General features: G+C 32.8%; 11 protein-coding genes. 3 read left to right on the top strand and 8 right to left on the bottom strand.

Going from position 1 to position 13522, the window contains the following annotated elements:
* Window position 1 precedes the first annotated feature (1 nt).
* Together EV144_RS03080 and EV144_RS03085 are read left to right on the top strand one after the other, a co-directional pair.
* Window positions 2–1516 (top strand): choice-of-anchor I family protein, encoded by a 1515-nt coding sequence (locus EV144_RS03080; RefSeq protein ID WP_134146073.1) that lies wholly within the window; start codon window positions 2–4, stop codon window positions 1514–1516.
* Window positions 1517–1717: 201 nt separating this feature from the next.
* Window positions 1718–2983, top strand: a complete 1266-nt coding sequence (locus EV144_RS03085; RefSeq protein ID WP_134146075.1) for an OmpA family protein — start codon at window positions 1718–1720, stop codon at window positions 2981–2983.
* A 114-nt stretch (window positions 2984–3097) separates the two neighbouring features.
* Here EV144_RS03085 and EV144_RS03090 read toward each other — a convergent pair whose 3' ends face one another.
* The 6 genes from EV144_RS03090 to clpB form a co-directional block, all read right to left on the bottom strand.
* Entirely contained in the window at window positions 3098–3985 is an 888-nt protein-coding gene (locus EV144_RS03090; protein ID WP_134146077.1) for a carbon-nitrogen hydrolase, read from the bottom strand.
* 196 nt (window positions 3986–4181) lie between these two features.
* A complete protein-coding gene (locus EV144_RS03095) occupies window positions 4182–4592 on the bottom strand; it encodes a hypothetical protein (protein ID WP_134146079.1) in 411 nt (136 codons plus the stop codon).
* A 188-nt stretch (window positions 4593–4780) separates the two neighbouring features.
* Entirely contained in the window at window positions 4781–5659 is an 879-nt protein-coding gene (locus EV144_RS03100; protein WP_134146081.1) for a DUF808 domain-containing protein, read from the bottom strand.
* Between the two features lie 442 nt (window positions 5660–6101).
* Window positions 6102–7136 (bottom strand): hypothetical protein, encoded by a 1035-nt coding sequence (locus EV144_RS03105; RefSeq protein ID WP_134146083.1) that lies wholly within the window; start codon window positions 7134–7136, stop codon window positions 6102–6104.
* A 20-nt stretch (window positions 7137–7156) separates the two neighbouring features.
* Window positions 7157–7648 (bottom strand): T9SS type A sorting domain-containing protein, encoded by a 492-nt coding sequence (locus EV144_RS03110; protein WP_134146085.1) that lies wholly within the window; start codon window positions 7646–7648, stop codon window positions 7157–7159.
* 136 nt (window positions 7649–7784) lie between these two features.
* Entirely contained in the window at window positions 7785–10385 is a 2601-nt protein-coding gene (clpB, locus tag EV144_RS03115) for an ATP-dependent chaperone ClpB (RefSeq protein ID WP_134146087.1), read from the bottom strand.
* 209 nt (window positions 10386–10594) lie between these two features.
* Here clpB and ytxJ point away from each other — a divergent pair, with 209 nt between their 5' ends.
* Window positions 10595–10984: a bacillithiol system redox-active protein YtxJ gene (ytxJ, locus tag EV144_RS03120; protein ID WP_134146089.1), complete on the top strand. Its 390-nt coding sequence runs from the start codon at window positions 10595–10597 to the stop codon at window positions 10982–10984.
* Between the two features lie 188 nt (window positions 10985–11172).
* Here the strand turns inward: ytxJ and EV144_RS03125 are convergent, their stop codons facing one another.
* Both EV144_RS03125 and EV144_RS03130 read right to left on the bottom strand, forming a co-directional pair.
* Window positions 11173–12348: a hypothetical protein gene (locus EV144_RS03125; RefSeq protein ID WP_134146091.1), complete on the bottom strand. Its 1176-nt coding sequence runs from the start codon at window positions 12346–12348 to the stop codon at window positions 11173–11175.
* Window positions 12345–13340, bottom strand: coding sequence for a DUF2157 domain-containing protein (locus EV144_RS03130; protein ID WP_134146093.1), 996 nt, complete (start codon window positions 13338–13340; stop codon window positions 12345–12347). Before EV144_RS03130 ends, EV144_RS03125 begins: the two co-directional genes overlap by 4 nt.
* Window positions 13341–13522 lie beyond the last annotated feature (182 nt).

A 13522-nucleotide genomic window follows, 5' to 3' on the forward strand; every position in this document is an offset into this window, starting at 1 on the left:
AATGAAAAAATTAACTATCTCATTATTAACTGCTTTATTTATTATGACGAGCTGTGAAAATAATGAATCAAAAAACGAAGAAGAAGTTTCTGTAAATGAAAATCCTGCTTCTTTTAAAGAAATTGGAAGTATTACTATTGGCGGTGAAGCTGCTGCAGAAATCTCTGCTTACGATTTAAAAACAAAAAGACTTTTTACAGTAAATAATAGTGGTGTAAATCAAATTGACGTTATTGATATTACAGATCCGTCTAAACCTATAAAAATTGGAAAAATTGATTTAGCAACTTATGAAGGTGCCGCAAACAGTGTTTCGGTTTTTGACGGAAAATTAGCGGTTGCTTTAGAATCTCTTACAGACAAACAAGGAAACGGAAAAGTTGTTGTTTTCAACACTTCAGATTATAGTTTAATTAAACAAGTTACGGTTGGTGCACTTCCTGATATGATTACTTTTTCGCCAGACGGAAAATTTATCATGACTGCTAACGAAGGAGAACCAAGTACAGATTATTTGAAGGATCCAAACGGAACTATTTCTATTATTGATACGAATACTTATGCTGTTACAACTTTAGATTTCGCTTCTTTTAGCGGTCAGGCTGCAACTTTGAAAAAAGATGGATTTAGAATTTCGACTTATGCTAAATCTTTCGCACAAGATATTGAACCAGAGTATATCACAATTTCTGATGATTCTAAAACTGCCTGGGTAACTTTACAGGAAAATAACGGAGTTGCTAAAGTAGATTTGACTTCAAAAACGATTACTGCTATTTTTCCTTTAGGTTTAAAAGATTACAATACTGCAGAAAATGCAATTGACGTAAGTGATAAAGATGATAAAATCGCTTTTAATCCGTGGAAAGTAAAAGGATTATATATGCCAGATGCGATCAGTCATTTTACAACTAACAATGTTCCTTATTTTGTTACTGCTAATGAAGGTGATTCAAGAGAATATACTGCTTACACTGACATTAAGAGAATGAAAGACATGAAACTTGATGCGACTGTTTTTCCTGATGCTGCAACTTTAAAATTAGAAACAAATTTAGGAAGACTTAATCTTGTTTCTGATATGGGCGATACGGACGGAGATGGTGATCTTGACGAAATGGTAAGTTTTGGAGCGCGTTCTTTTTCTATCTGGAATGGAAATACGGGTAAAATTGTTTACGACAGTAAAAATGATGTTGATAAAAAAATCAACGAATTAGGAACTTATGATGACAAAAGAAGTGACGATAAAGGTTCTGAGCCAGAAGCTGTAACGGTAGCAAAAATGGGGAATCAAACTATTTTGTTTGTAGGTTTAGAAAGATCTGATGCTGTTATGATGTACGATGTAACAAATCCTGCTTCTCCGCAATATTTACAAACGGTAAAAACAGGTGATGCTCCAGAAGGTTTACTTTATATTCCAGCTTCTAAAAGTCATACAAAAAGAAGCTTATTAATTGTAAGCAGCGAAGGTGATGGAACTGTAAAAATCTATCAACCAGACTTAAAATAGTAACAATACAAAATCAGGAAAAAGGGCAAAACGTTAAATTTTGCTCTTTTTTTTGCTTTATTTTGAGTTTTAATTAACTGATTTACACAATTTAAAGCCAAAAGATGGAAATTATGTAAGAGCAGATACAACACATTCCCGAACATCGTCCTCTAAATTTGTCATGAGTTTAAAATAAAAACGAATAAAAATTTGAAGATCATGAAAAAGAAATTAGCATCTGTTTCCCTATTATTACTATCAATCGCAGCAAGCGCTCAAAATATGGCAACGACCTCAACCAAAACTACTGTTGATCAACCAGACTATAACAAATGGTCTATCGAATTAAATGGTGGTGTAAACAAGCCAATGAGAGCCTTGACTCCGGGTTACTCTACTGCAACTTTAAATCCGTTTCATGCAGATTTAGGTGTGAGATATATGTTTAGCCCAAAATTTGGTGTGAAATTAGATGTTGGATACGATCAATTTACAGAACGCGATGATACTCCGGCTTTTGAAAGCAGATATGTTAGAGCAAGTGTGCAAGGTGTTGTAAATGTTGGACGTGCTTTAAACTTTGAAACCTGGACAAATACTATTGGTGTTTTGGCACATGGTGGTTTTGGAGTTTCGCAAATTAGTACTGAAACTGGTTACGGTGGTCAGGATTATATGGGTCATGGAATTCTTGGTTTGACAGGACAAATTAGATTAAGCAACAGAATAGCATTAACGGGTGACCTTACTGGTATTGTTAATGGAAGACAAAACTGGAACTTTGACGGAATGGGAACTACGCAACCAAGAGGTTTTGATGGTGTTTTATTGAACGCATCTGTTGGTTTAACTTTTTACTTAGGTAAAAACGAAAAACATGCTGACTGGTATTCTGAAGAGAATGAAAGATTAAATAAATTGGAAGACAGAGTTACAACAATCGAAACTGGACTTATAGATACAGATAAAGATGGTGTTGCTGATTTGTACGATTTAGAACCGAATACCGTTTCTGGTGTTGCCGTAAATACTAAAGGACAATCTATTGATAACAACCAAAATGGTGTTCCAGACGAATTAGAAAGTTATTTAGAAAATACTTACATCAAAAAAGGAAGCGAAACTGCAACAAACGGAACTGTTGAACAATTAATTAATGGTGGATATGTAAATGTTTACTTTGATTTCAACTCTTCTAAACCTACAAATGCTTCTTTATCTGGTGTTGATTTCTTAGTGAAATACTTGAAAAACAATCCAGGAAAAACAGCTGATATCATTGGATATGCTGACGAAATTGGAGGTTCAACTTATAACACTGAATTGTCTAGAAAAAGAGCTGAAGCTGTGAAAAAAGTAGCGCAAAATGCAGGAATTGATGCTTCTAGATTAAATGTAATTGCTAACGGTGAAGATACTTCTGTGAATAAAAATTCTAAAGAAGCGCGTCAAATCGTAAGAAGAGTTACTTTCCAAGTAAAATAATTCTATTAGAAATATTAGAAAATCCGGTTTCAGATTGAAACCGGATTTTTTTATGCAATAAAAAAGGACAAAATATAAATTTTGTCCTTTTTGCTTTTATACAAATTGATTGAATTAATCAATTGCTCTTTTTGTAATATCTCCAAAAGCGTCAATTCTTCTATCTCTAAAAAACGGCCAGTTCTGACGAACGTTTTCCTGAAGGTCTAAATCTACTTCGGCGATTAATATTTCTTCCTGATCGTGAGACGCTTGTGCCAAAATTTCACCTTGAGGTCCTGCAATAAATGATGCTCCCCAAAATTGAATTCCATCAGTTCCGTCAATATATTGTTCTAAACCAATTCTGTTTGCTGCTGCAACAAAAACACCGTTTGCAACTGCATGGCCTTTCATTACGTTCATCCAAGCGCCGTATTGGTTTTCTCCGTATTGTTCTTTTTCTTTAGGATGCCATCCAATTGCTGTTGGATAAAAGAGTACTTCTGCACCTTTAAGAGCAGTAATACGAGCTGCTTCCGGATACCATTGATCCCAGCAGATAAGCGTTCCTACTTTACCTTTTTTAGTTTCAATTGCCTGAAAACCTAAATCTCCCGGCGTAAAATAGAATTTTTCGTAGAAATGTGGATCGTCCGGAATGTGCATTTTACGGTATAAACCAGCTTCTGTTCCGTCAGTATCAATAATATAAGCACTATTGTGATAGATTCCAGCCATTCTTTTTTCAAAGAAAGGAACAATAATTACAACTCCTAACTCTTTTGCTAACGCACTAAAAGCTATAAATGAAGTACTGTATAATGGTTCTGCTAATGCAAAATTATCTACATCTTCGCTTTGGCAGAAATAATGACTGCTGTATAATTCTGGTAATAAGATTACTTCAGCTCCTTTATTCGCTGCATCTCTTACCCAACTGATACATTTTTTAAGATTATTTTCGGCTACGTCATTCAGGTTTAACTGAACAACTGCTATTTTATATTTTCTTTTCGGCATGACATAAAATTTAGAGTGCAAAAATAGTGATTTTTATAGGAATGACAAAGTAGACAAAAGGTTCTTAACAAAACTACAACTTCCCTCCTAACCCCGATAGAAAATGATCTTTGAAAATATATTTTCTTTCTTTCTAAAAACAAAAAACACCAGTCCTTAGATTGGTGTTTTAATTTGATGAATAATAGCAATAGTCTTATTCTGAAATAACTACTTTTTGAGTTATAAATTCTGTTTCTGATTTTTTGAATTTAATTTCGAAAGTTCCCTTTACGGCAGATTTAAATTTATAAACTGCGATTTTAGCCGTTGGCACTTGCTGTGTGCAAACTTCTGGGTATTTTACTTCGATTTGTAAACCTTTTACACCCCCAATAGTAACATCTGTAAATTTACTGAATTCCCCACAAGCCGTTTCTGGCATAAAAGTTACATCGTAACTTAACTCCACATTTACTTTTCCTGTTGCCGGGCCTTTAACTTCTGTTGCCAAAGCATTTTTTGTTGTTACAGGAGCTGGTGATTTATCATCGTCATTGCTACATGATGCGAAACCAATTGCTACGAATAATACTACCAAAACTGTTTTTAATCTAAAATTTTTCATACTAAACATTTATATTGTTATTTTATTATGAAGAGTACGATTGATGAATATGGTTGCTTAGCCAAAATGTTAAAACTTTTCGAGATAACATTAAACAATTGTATATCAAAATATTATTCTTTTAAAAAAAGCATAAAAAAACACCAGCATTAAGCTGGTGTCCTGATATTTTATAAATACGTATTGATTTAATGTGCTTTTTTTCCAAATAGCTTTTTGAACAGATTAACAATTCCTAAAACTATAAAACCTGAAATAAATGCAATTACAAATTCTTTTATAATTGATGGCACATTTGGAAACAAGTGATGAAAATATTCTATTTTGTGTACAAAAATGCCGCCCGCTACAGATAATAAAGCAATTGTACCAATTACGGTTAAGGCTTTGATGATTACAGGAAGCGCTTGTACTAAAATATTTCCTATAGATTTTAAAAGACTTTTTTCTTTTTTACTGTGCTGAATCATTTTAAATCCAACCTCGTCCATGCGCACGATAAGGGCAACTATTCCGTAAACTCCAATTGTTGCAATTACAGCAATAATAGAAACGGTAATAATCTGAGATAATAATGGTTTTCCGAGAACGGTTCCTAAAGCAATAATTACAATTTCTACTGATAAAATAAAATCGGTTACAATAGCCGATTTTACTTTTCCTTTTTCTATTTCAAGAATTTCTTCTTCGGTAAAAGTTTCATCAGTTATTCCTTCAGATTGTTCATGTTCGTGCGGAACAAAATACTCGTATATCTTTTCGGCAGCTTCGTAAGCTAAAAATAGCCCTCCAAGCACTAAGATTACATTTATGGCAATCGGGAAAAAAGCACTTAATACAAATGCAATTGGCAGAATGATTATTTTATTCAGTAAAGATCCTTTACTAATTGCCCATAATACCGGCAATTCTCTTGAAGAAGCAAATCCCGAAGCTTTTTCTGCGTTTACCGCCAAATCATCTCCTAAGATGCCTGCTGTTTTTTTTGCTGCAATTTTACTCATTACAGCAACATCATCCATAATTGCTGCGATATCATCTAATAGTACAAAAAAACCTGAAGCCATTTAATTTAATTTTAAAATTACGCCTAAATATCTGGTAGTAAGCACCAAATTCAGCCTGCGTATTTAGTTATTTATTGGATGCGAAGCTACCACTTTTTACTTAAATTTATTCTATAATTTCTTATCAAATTAGCGGTTTTTAGTACCAATTTGTATTTTATATTAGTGGCATTGTCCTAATAATACCCAGATAATTATAAAAACGAATATTGTACCGAAGCATCCGCCTCCTAATTTTTTTGCACCGTAACCTGCTATTAATCCTCTAAAGATATTGTTCATGATTTTATGTTTTTATGTTAAAGTAAATTTCAGAATTTAATTAAGATTCTCATTTATATTACTTTAAAAAAAAGTTTCATGATTTAAAGATTATGATTTTAAAAACAAAAAAAACACCAGCCTAAAGACTGGTGTTTAATACTATTAAAACAAGATTTAATTAATCCGTAGTAACAATATCACCTCTATTTACTAAAAATGCTTTATCAGTAATTCCTTGTCCTGTTGGCGGAGCTGGAGGCGTTTGTTTGTCTATGTCGATATAATTTCCTTTGGAAGTTAAATTTTTTAATCTGCTTAAGATCAAATTAATTTGAGAACTTGGAAGAGCATTATATCTAAAATTAAAACCTTGGTTATTATCAACCGAAGTTAATAAAGGGATATCAATAGAAGTAAGAACAGGATTATTAGAAAAATGAAGTTCTATGGTTTTGGTTAGTAAAGGAAAAGAAATAGATGTTAAAGAAGAATTTTTTGAAATATTTGTCTCATCTCCATGTATGGTTTTTAAAACAGGAAATATAATTGATACTAATTTATCATTATTAGCTATATTTAAATCATCATAAATTTCACTTAAACTACTAAAGTTTACAGTAGTTAATTTTGAATTATCACTTATATTCAGATTTATTATTTTTTTTATAGTACTTAAATCTACAGTTGTCAAATTTACAGTGCTCATAATATAAATATTCTCTGTATAAGGACCATATTCAGCTGCTATTTGTGCTGTTGCCTGCGCATCTGTAATATCACCCGTTAATATTATACTTGTTTTTCCTTTGTTTGAACTACTTCCTGCGTATAGAGCATAAGGCACACTTAAAAGCTGGCTTGTCCCGCTGATACTGTAATTACTTCCGCCTGTTGGGTCAATTTCGGTTTTAATAAAATGTGATCCAGCGCCCCAATTTATGCCGGCAAAAGTTCCGGTAGAAGGAGTTCCGCTACCAATTTCTATTGTAGCTAATCCGTTATTGTTTGTTGTTGTATTTTGTGATTCTACATAAACGGCTGTGCCAGTTGCAGAACCTAAAAGAATACTAATTTTTATATTTACTAAAGTACCTGCAACCAATGTTCCGTCTGCTTTACGAATAACAGATTGGTAATTCATTTTCTGCGGTGCTTGTGCAAATAAAATGGTAAAAGAACTTAATAATAGTAATGCTAAAGTAATTTTTTTCATGTATTTCTGCTGTTAGAATATTATTTTTTAATGATTTTAAAAGTCTTGATTGTTTTGTTGCCGTTTGTTACTGCCAGAAAATAAATTCCTTGATTTAATTCCTGCATCGATACGCTTGTTTCTGTGGCAGTAATTTTTAAATTCTTTGAAACTAATTTTCCGCTGCTGTCAAATAAACTACAAGATAAATTATCCGATTTATTATCTGAAACAACCAAATTAAGTACATCAACCGTAGGATTTGGATAAGCATTCATTACGAGATTAATCTCCGTAAATTCGTCCTTTCCTAAAGCAGCTATTTCATAGGCTTGCTGCACTCCTTGTGTAACATATCCATTAGAGCCAGGCAGGCTTGTATAGGATATCTGGCCAATCGAATAACTCGCTTTTCCTCCGGCTCCTGCAGCGTCTCCACCTGTAACTACAATGCTTTCCTGTGAATAACTGTTGGTGATAAATGAAATACTAATTGCAAATAAAATCAAAAATGTTTGTTTGTTTCCTTTCATATAAATGATTTAAATATTTACTCAAATATATAGTAATTCTTATTAAATATCATTTTAAAAATAGACTAAAAACAAAAAAACACCAGCCTTTCGACTGATGTTTTCTTCAATTAATAATTAACTAAACAAACAATTATTAATCTTTATGCGCTTGATTTCTAAATACTAAATTTCCGTCGAAAGCATCAATCAGAATAATGCTGTCGGTTGTAATATTATTAGCCAAAATTTCTTTCGACAACTGATTGAGCACTTCTCTCTGAATAACGCGTTTTACTGGTCTCGCACCAAATTGACTGTCATATCCTTTTTCAGACAAGTACTGAATCGCTTCGGGAGTTGCATCCATTGTAATACCTTGTAAAGCCAGCATTTTGCTAACGCTCTTAAGTTGCAGGCTCACAATTCTCGAAATATTATCAACTGTTAATGGCGTAAACAATACAATCTCATCAATACGGTTGATAAACTCCGGACGAACCGTTTGTTTCAATAATCCTAAAACTTCCACTTTTGCAGCTTCTGTTGCAGCTTCAATACTTCCTTTAAGGTTATCAAATTTATCTTGTATAATCTGACTTCCCATGTTTGAAGTCATAATGATAATGGTGTTTTTAAAATCAGCCAGACGACCTTTATTATCAGTCAACCTTCCTTCATCCAAAACCTGCAATAAAATATTAAAAGTGTCCGGATGCGCTTTTTCGATCTCGTCTAACAAAATCACAGAATACGGTTTTCTACGAACAGCTTCCGTCAATTGTCCGCCTTCATCATAACCTACATATCCCGGAGGCGCACCAACTAAACGGCTCACACTGTGACGTTCTTGGTATTCGCTCATATCGATACGTGTCATGGCATTTTCATCATCAAAAAGATATTCTGCCAAAGCTTTTGCAAGTTCCGTTTTACCAACTCCAGTAGTTCCTAAGAATAAGAAAGTTCCAACAGGTTTTTTCATATCCTGAAGTCCGGCACGGCTTCTTCTTACCGCATCACTAACCGCTTCGATCGCTTCTTCCTGACCAACCACACGTTTGTGCAATTCGTCTTCCAGATGCAACAATTTTTCTCTTTCGGTCTGAAGCATTTTCATTACCGGAATTCCTGTCCATTTTGCTACAACTTCAGCAATGTCTTCTCTGGTTACTTCTTCTTTAATCAAAGAATTACCTTGTTGAAATTCTTGCAGTTGTTTTACTAAAACATCAAGACGTTCCTGTGCTTCTTTGATTTTTCCATAACGAATTTCGGCTACTTTTCCGTAATCGCCTTCACGTTCTGCGCGTTCTGCTTCGTGTTTAAAATCTTCAATTTCTAATTTTACAGCCTGAACTCCATCTACAACATCTTTCTCCGATTTCCATTTTGCGTAAATTTCATTTCGTTCTTCTTTTAGGTTGGCCAAATCCATACCTAAAATTTTAAGTTTACTTTCTTCTTTTTCGCGTTTAATGGCTTCAATTTCAATTTCCAGCTGCATGATTTTTCGATCCAAAACATCCAGTTCTTCTGGTTTCGAATTGATTTCCATTCGCAGTTTAGAAGCCGCTTCGTCCATCAAATCGATTGCTTTATCCGGTAAGAAACGATTTGTAATATATCTCTGCGAAAGTTCTACCGCTGCAATAATGGCTTCATCTTTAATTTGAACTTTATGATGAGTTTCGTATTTTTCTTTGATACCACGTAAAATCGAAATCGCACTTTCTGTATCTGGTTCATCAATTAAAACCTTTTGAAAACGACGTTCTAAAGCTTTATCTTTTTCAAAATATTTTTGATATTCATCTAAAGTCGTTGCTCCAATGGCTCTTAATTCTCCACGCGCCAAAGCTGGTTTTAAGATGTTAGCCGCATCCATAGCGCCTTCACCTCCACCCGCGCCCACAAGCGTGTGAATCTCATCAATAAACAAAACGATATCACCTTCGGCGGCTGTAACTTCTTTTACAACCGATTTTAAACGTTCCTCAAATTCTCCTTTAAATTTTGCACCCGCAATAAGTGCTCCCATATCAAGTGAGAAAACAATTTTATCTTTTAAGTTTTCTGGAACGTCTCCATCAACAATTCTGTGTGCTAAACCTTCTGCAATTGCAGTTTTACCAACTCCAGGCTCACCGACCAGCATTGGGTTATTTTTTGTTCTACGAGTAAGAATCTGCAATACACGGCGAATTTCTTCGTCACGACCAATAACAGGATCTAGTTTTCCGGTTCTCGCTAATTCGTTTAGGTTTTTAGCGTATTTATTTAATGAATTATAAGTTTCTTCGGCAGAAGCAGAAGTCACTCTTTCGCCTTTACGCAATTCTTCTATTGCAGCTTTAAGACCTTTTCCAGTTACACCCTGATCTTTTAAAATCTGCGAAACTTTACTTTTTGAATCGTAAATTGCTAATATTAAATGTTCGATAGAAACGTATTCATCGTTCATTTTTTGTGCAATAATCTCAGCTTCATTCAATGCTTTGTTAGCGTCTCTGGAAAGCAAAATATCTCCTCCTGAAACTTTTGGAAAACTCTGAATTGTGCTGTCTAAAATTTGCAAAAACAAAGGCACATTTACATTTAGTTTTTTCAAAATAAAAGGCGCTACATTTTCGTCAACTTCAAAAATTGCTTTAAAAATGTGTTCGTTTTCTATTTGTTGTTGTCCGTTGCGCTGCGCCAATTGCTGTGAGAGCTGTATGGCTTCCTGCGACTTAATTGTAAATTTATTTATGTTCATATTTTTATTTGATTTGAGATTGATTTCTATTTTCTTTTTTAGTCGATATCATTAAAATTAGATTTTATTGCATCAAATTTTAACTTTAAATGATTTAACTTTGTTGCAATATTCAAATTACATTCCATATTAAAATTACGGACAAAATGACACTTAAAACAGCTTTTTAACTGGTTTTTAACGTCAAAAAGTCATAAAACAAGACAAATATGAGCTTTTTTAATTCAATCTTCGGAAATTCAGAAAATACAGAGTCTCCTAAAAGCAATATAAACTGGACAGAATTAACAGATATCGTTCAATTAATGGAAATTGATGCTATTTCTAATGAAAAGCCAGTTGCCATTTTTAAACACAGCACAAGATGCAGCATCAGCCGTATGGCTTTGAAACAATTTGAACGTGAATATGATTTAAATGAAGTTGTTGATGCTTACTTTTTAGATCTTATTGCACATCGCGACATTTCAAACGAAATTGCCAGAAAATATAATGTGTACCATGAGTCACCTCAATTGATTTTGATCAAAAACGGAAAAGCGGTTTACGATGTTTCTCACAGCGATATTGATGCAGAAGCGTTGAAAAGCAAAGTTTAATTTTTAAGTTATGAGTTATTAGTTAAGTGACTAGTAATATAAACTAAACAAAAACAACAAACCCCGAATTATATAATTCGGGGTTTGTTGTTTTTATATCAATGTTATAAAATATTTTATATCAAATACAGGAATTTCACACTTATAACTTATGACCCGTAACCCTTGACTCTTAACTCAATAACTAATTAAAAACTTCCGCCAGAGCCTCCGCCACTAAAGCCTCCATCTCCAAATTTCATTGGCGAATCTGGAATTTTTGCTTCTGGTTTCATTCCAAAAGTTGAAGCTATAACCAGTGCTTCTGCGTTTAAAAGTGAATCAGAATTATTAATTCGATCTGGTTTAAAGGTGATTCCACTCTCGTTATTTTTTAATCTTTTTATTGAAAAATAAGCAATGGCAAACAAAACCAATCCGCCTAGAGTTAATGCTGCTTCTGCAGGTAAAACGTGAAAGTAATTTCTAAAAGTAAAGATTGAAAATCCAAGTGATAAAATCACGATCCAAAGTAACACTTTGTCTTTGTTTTTTAAGGCAAAATACAAATACACCATTGGAACAATAAAGGTAAAACACCAAAAGAACCATGCAAACGGAATTTCCGGACTTACTTCGCTATAATCTTCTGAAAGAGTTGCAGAAAGTTCTCTTACTATAAAATAATTTCCTGATAAATAAAAGAGTATTAATGCAGCGTTTTTTATCAAATATATGCCATCATAATAGTAAGTTTCTTTTAGCCCGTTGATTAGATTTCTGCAAACATAGTAAGTCAGCATGCTGTAAAGCATCATAAAGAATGGAAGAATCGCTTGCCCAAATTCTAAAAATTTGAATATTATATATCCTAAAGAAGCAGTCAAAGCCAAATAAAAAACCAATAACGACAGCAAATGTACATAACGCAGATACATAATAAGCGAAACGATTGCTATTGTAATGGAAAAAGCTAAAAAATTATTCCCTTCTGTAGAAATTCCTATTGCAAAACCAGCATGTAATATTGTACCTAAAATAAATGCGTCGTCTAAGCCGTGTCTAAAATAATGGTTTTGTGCTAAGAATTCTGAACCTGCAAATCCAACTATTGCAAAAAGATAGCAGCATACATACAAGAAATCATCATTGTTTGAAGCAGTAAATCCTAATAAGGAAATAGCACCGCTTATAGACGAATACAGTAATGAGCCTAATAGAAAGAAACCTATGCGTACCAAGATATTACGATGAATCTTAAAGGAAGGCAATTCTTTTTTTATCAAATTAAATTGTTCCTTATTTATAAAACCTCCATTTTGTAATGATTCTGCTTCTTCTAGCAAAGCCAAATTATGCAGCAAACTTTTATCATGCACTATCATAACGCGATTTCTTTATTAAATTTTTTAATCAGTTTTATAAACCACACTATTGAACCGATAAAATAAATTGGAAGCATTAAAATAAACAACTCCCATATATCATTAAAATCAACATTTTCAAAAACTCGTAAAATCAATATATTTATTCCAATGTAAGCATAAAGAATAGTGAATACATACAACGAAATCGCCTTTAATTTATAGCTTATTTTATAAAAGTAGTAAACTGCACCAGCAAGAATGGCAGAAAAAATAAACCAAAAAACCTGATGTTCATAAATCATATTACTAAGAGCCGCAATGCTGATAATGTGCAATGCAAATGTCAAGTAAATGAGTTTAAAATGATTTTTTAAGTTAATTCTATCACTGTAAATCGTCCATAAAATCAATAGAACACCCAGCATTATTGCCGAATAACTTAAACTTTGATTTAAATAAAAATCGTTGCTCAAAAGATTTTGCGGTGTTACCGAAAAACCTACATAAGCTCCTAAACCAGTAATTGCAATAGTGAGAACGCCTTTGTGATCAAAATAATATGCACAAAAGAAACTGACGATTGTGGGAATTAAAGTTGCCAAACCGTAATGTGTGCCAAATGGCTGGTATTGAAATTGCAGATAACCAATAAAAATACAAGTGAGAATATTAGCAGCTAAGACCAAATATTCTAAAACCGGGTTTTCAAAAACAGTTTCTGATTTTTGGAATCCTTTTGAATTTTTAAAACAATAATAAAAGCAAATCACAATGACAATTAATAACAATGACAAAATTGCGATATGCCCGATGGTATCAATATTGTCGTAAATTAAAATTCCGATACCAGATGTAAATGCCAATACAGATAAATACAAAAGCATTTTTAATTCGGCATGCAGCGAAAATATACCTAAACTGCGATATTCTTTTACCTGATCGAATTGTTCTTGTGTAATAAAATTTTTCTCAAAAAGATTTTGAGTCGCCTCAGCTTTAAATTTTGACATAAAAAATAAATAACTTATTCTCAAATATATAGATTTTACATGATTTTTCTGTCTTATATCAAAGATATTTTTAATATTTCAAATCTATTTTAGTGTAAAAAATACACTTATAAAACTAAAGATCAAACCTTTAAAACTTATAAATATTTGCAAAATTAATTTGAATTAAACGAAATTCTTTT

This window comes from Flavobacterium sp. 270, assembly GCF_004368785.1.
GTDB lineage: Bacteria > Bacteroidota > Bacteroidia > Flavobacteriales > Flavobacteriaceae > Flavobacterium.

Excerpts from the sequence above, each read along its gene's own strand:
- EV144_RS03080 (WP_134146073.1), top strand. The coding sequence starts at position 2 with ATGAAAAAATTAACTATCTCATTATTAACTGCTTTATTTATTATGACG.
- EV144_RS03085 (WP_134146075.1), top strand. The coding sequence starts at position 1,718 with ATGAAAAAGAAATTAGCATCTGTTTCCCTATTATTACTATCAATCGCA.
- EV144_RS03090 (WP_134146077.1), bottom strand. The coding sequence starts at position 3,985 with ATGCCGAAAAGAAAATATAAAATAGCAGTTGTTCAGTTAAACCTGAAT.
- EV144_RS03095 (WP_134146079.1), bottom strand. The coding sequence starts at position 4,592 with ATGAAAAATTTTAGATTAAAAACAGTTTTGGTAGTATTATTCGTAGCA.
- EV144_RS03100 (WP_134146081.1), bottom strand. The coding sequence starts at position 5,659 with ATGGCTTCAGGTTTTTTTGTACTATTAGATGATATCGCAGCAATTATG.
- EV144_RS03105 (WP_134146083.1), bottom strand. The coding sequence starts at position 7,136 with ATGAAAAAAATTACTTTAGCATTACTATTATTAAGTTCTTTTACCATT.
- EV144_RS03110 (WP_134146085.1), bottom strand. The coding sequence starts at position 7,648 with ATGAAAGGAAACAAACAAACATTTTTGATTTTATTTGCAATTAGTATT.
- clpB (WP_134146087.1), bottom strand. The coding sequence starts at position 10,385 with ATGAACATAAATAAATTTACAATTAAGTCGCAGGAAGCCATACAGCTC.
- ytxJ (WP_134146089.1), top strand. The coding sequence starts at position 10,595 with ATGAGCTTTTTTAATTCAATCTTCGGAAATTCAGAAAATACAGAGTCT.
- EV144_RS03125 (WP_134146091.1), bottom strand. The coding sequence starts at position 12,348 with ATGATAGTGCATGATAAAAGTTTGCTGCATAATTTGGCTTTGCTAGAA.
- EV144_RS03130 (WP_134146093.1), bottom strand. The coding sequence starts at position 13,340 with ATGTCAAAATTTAAAGCTGAGGCGACTCAAAATCTTTTTGAGAAAAAT.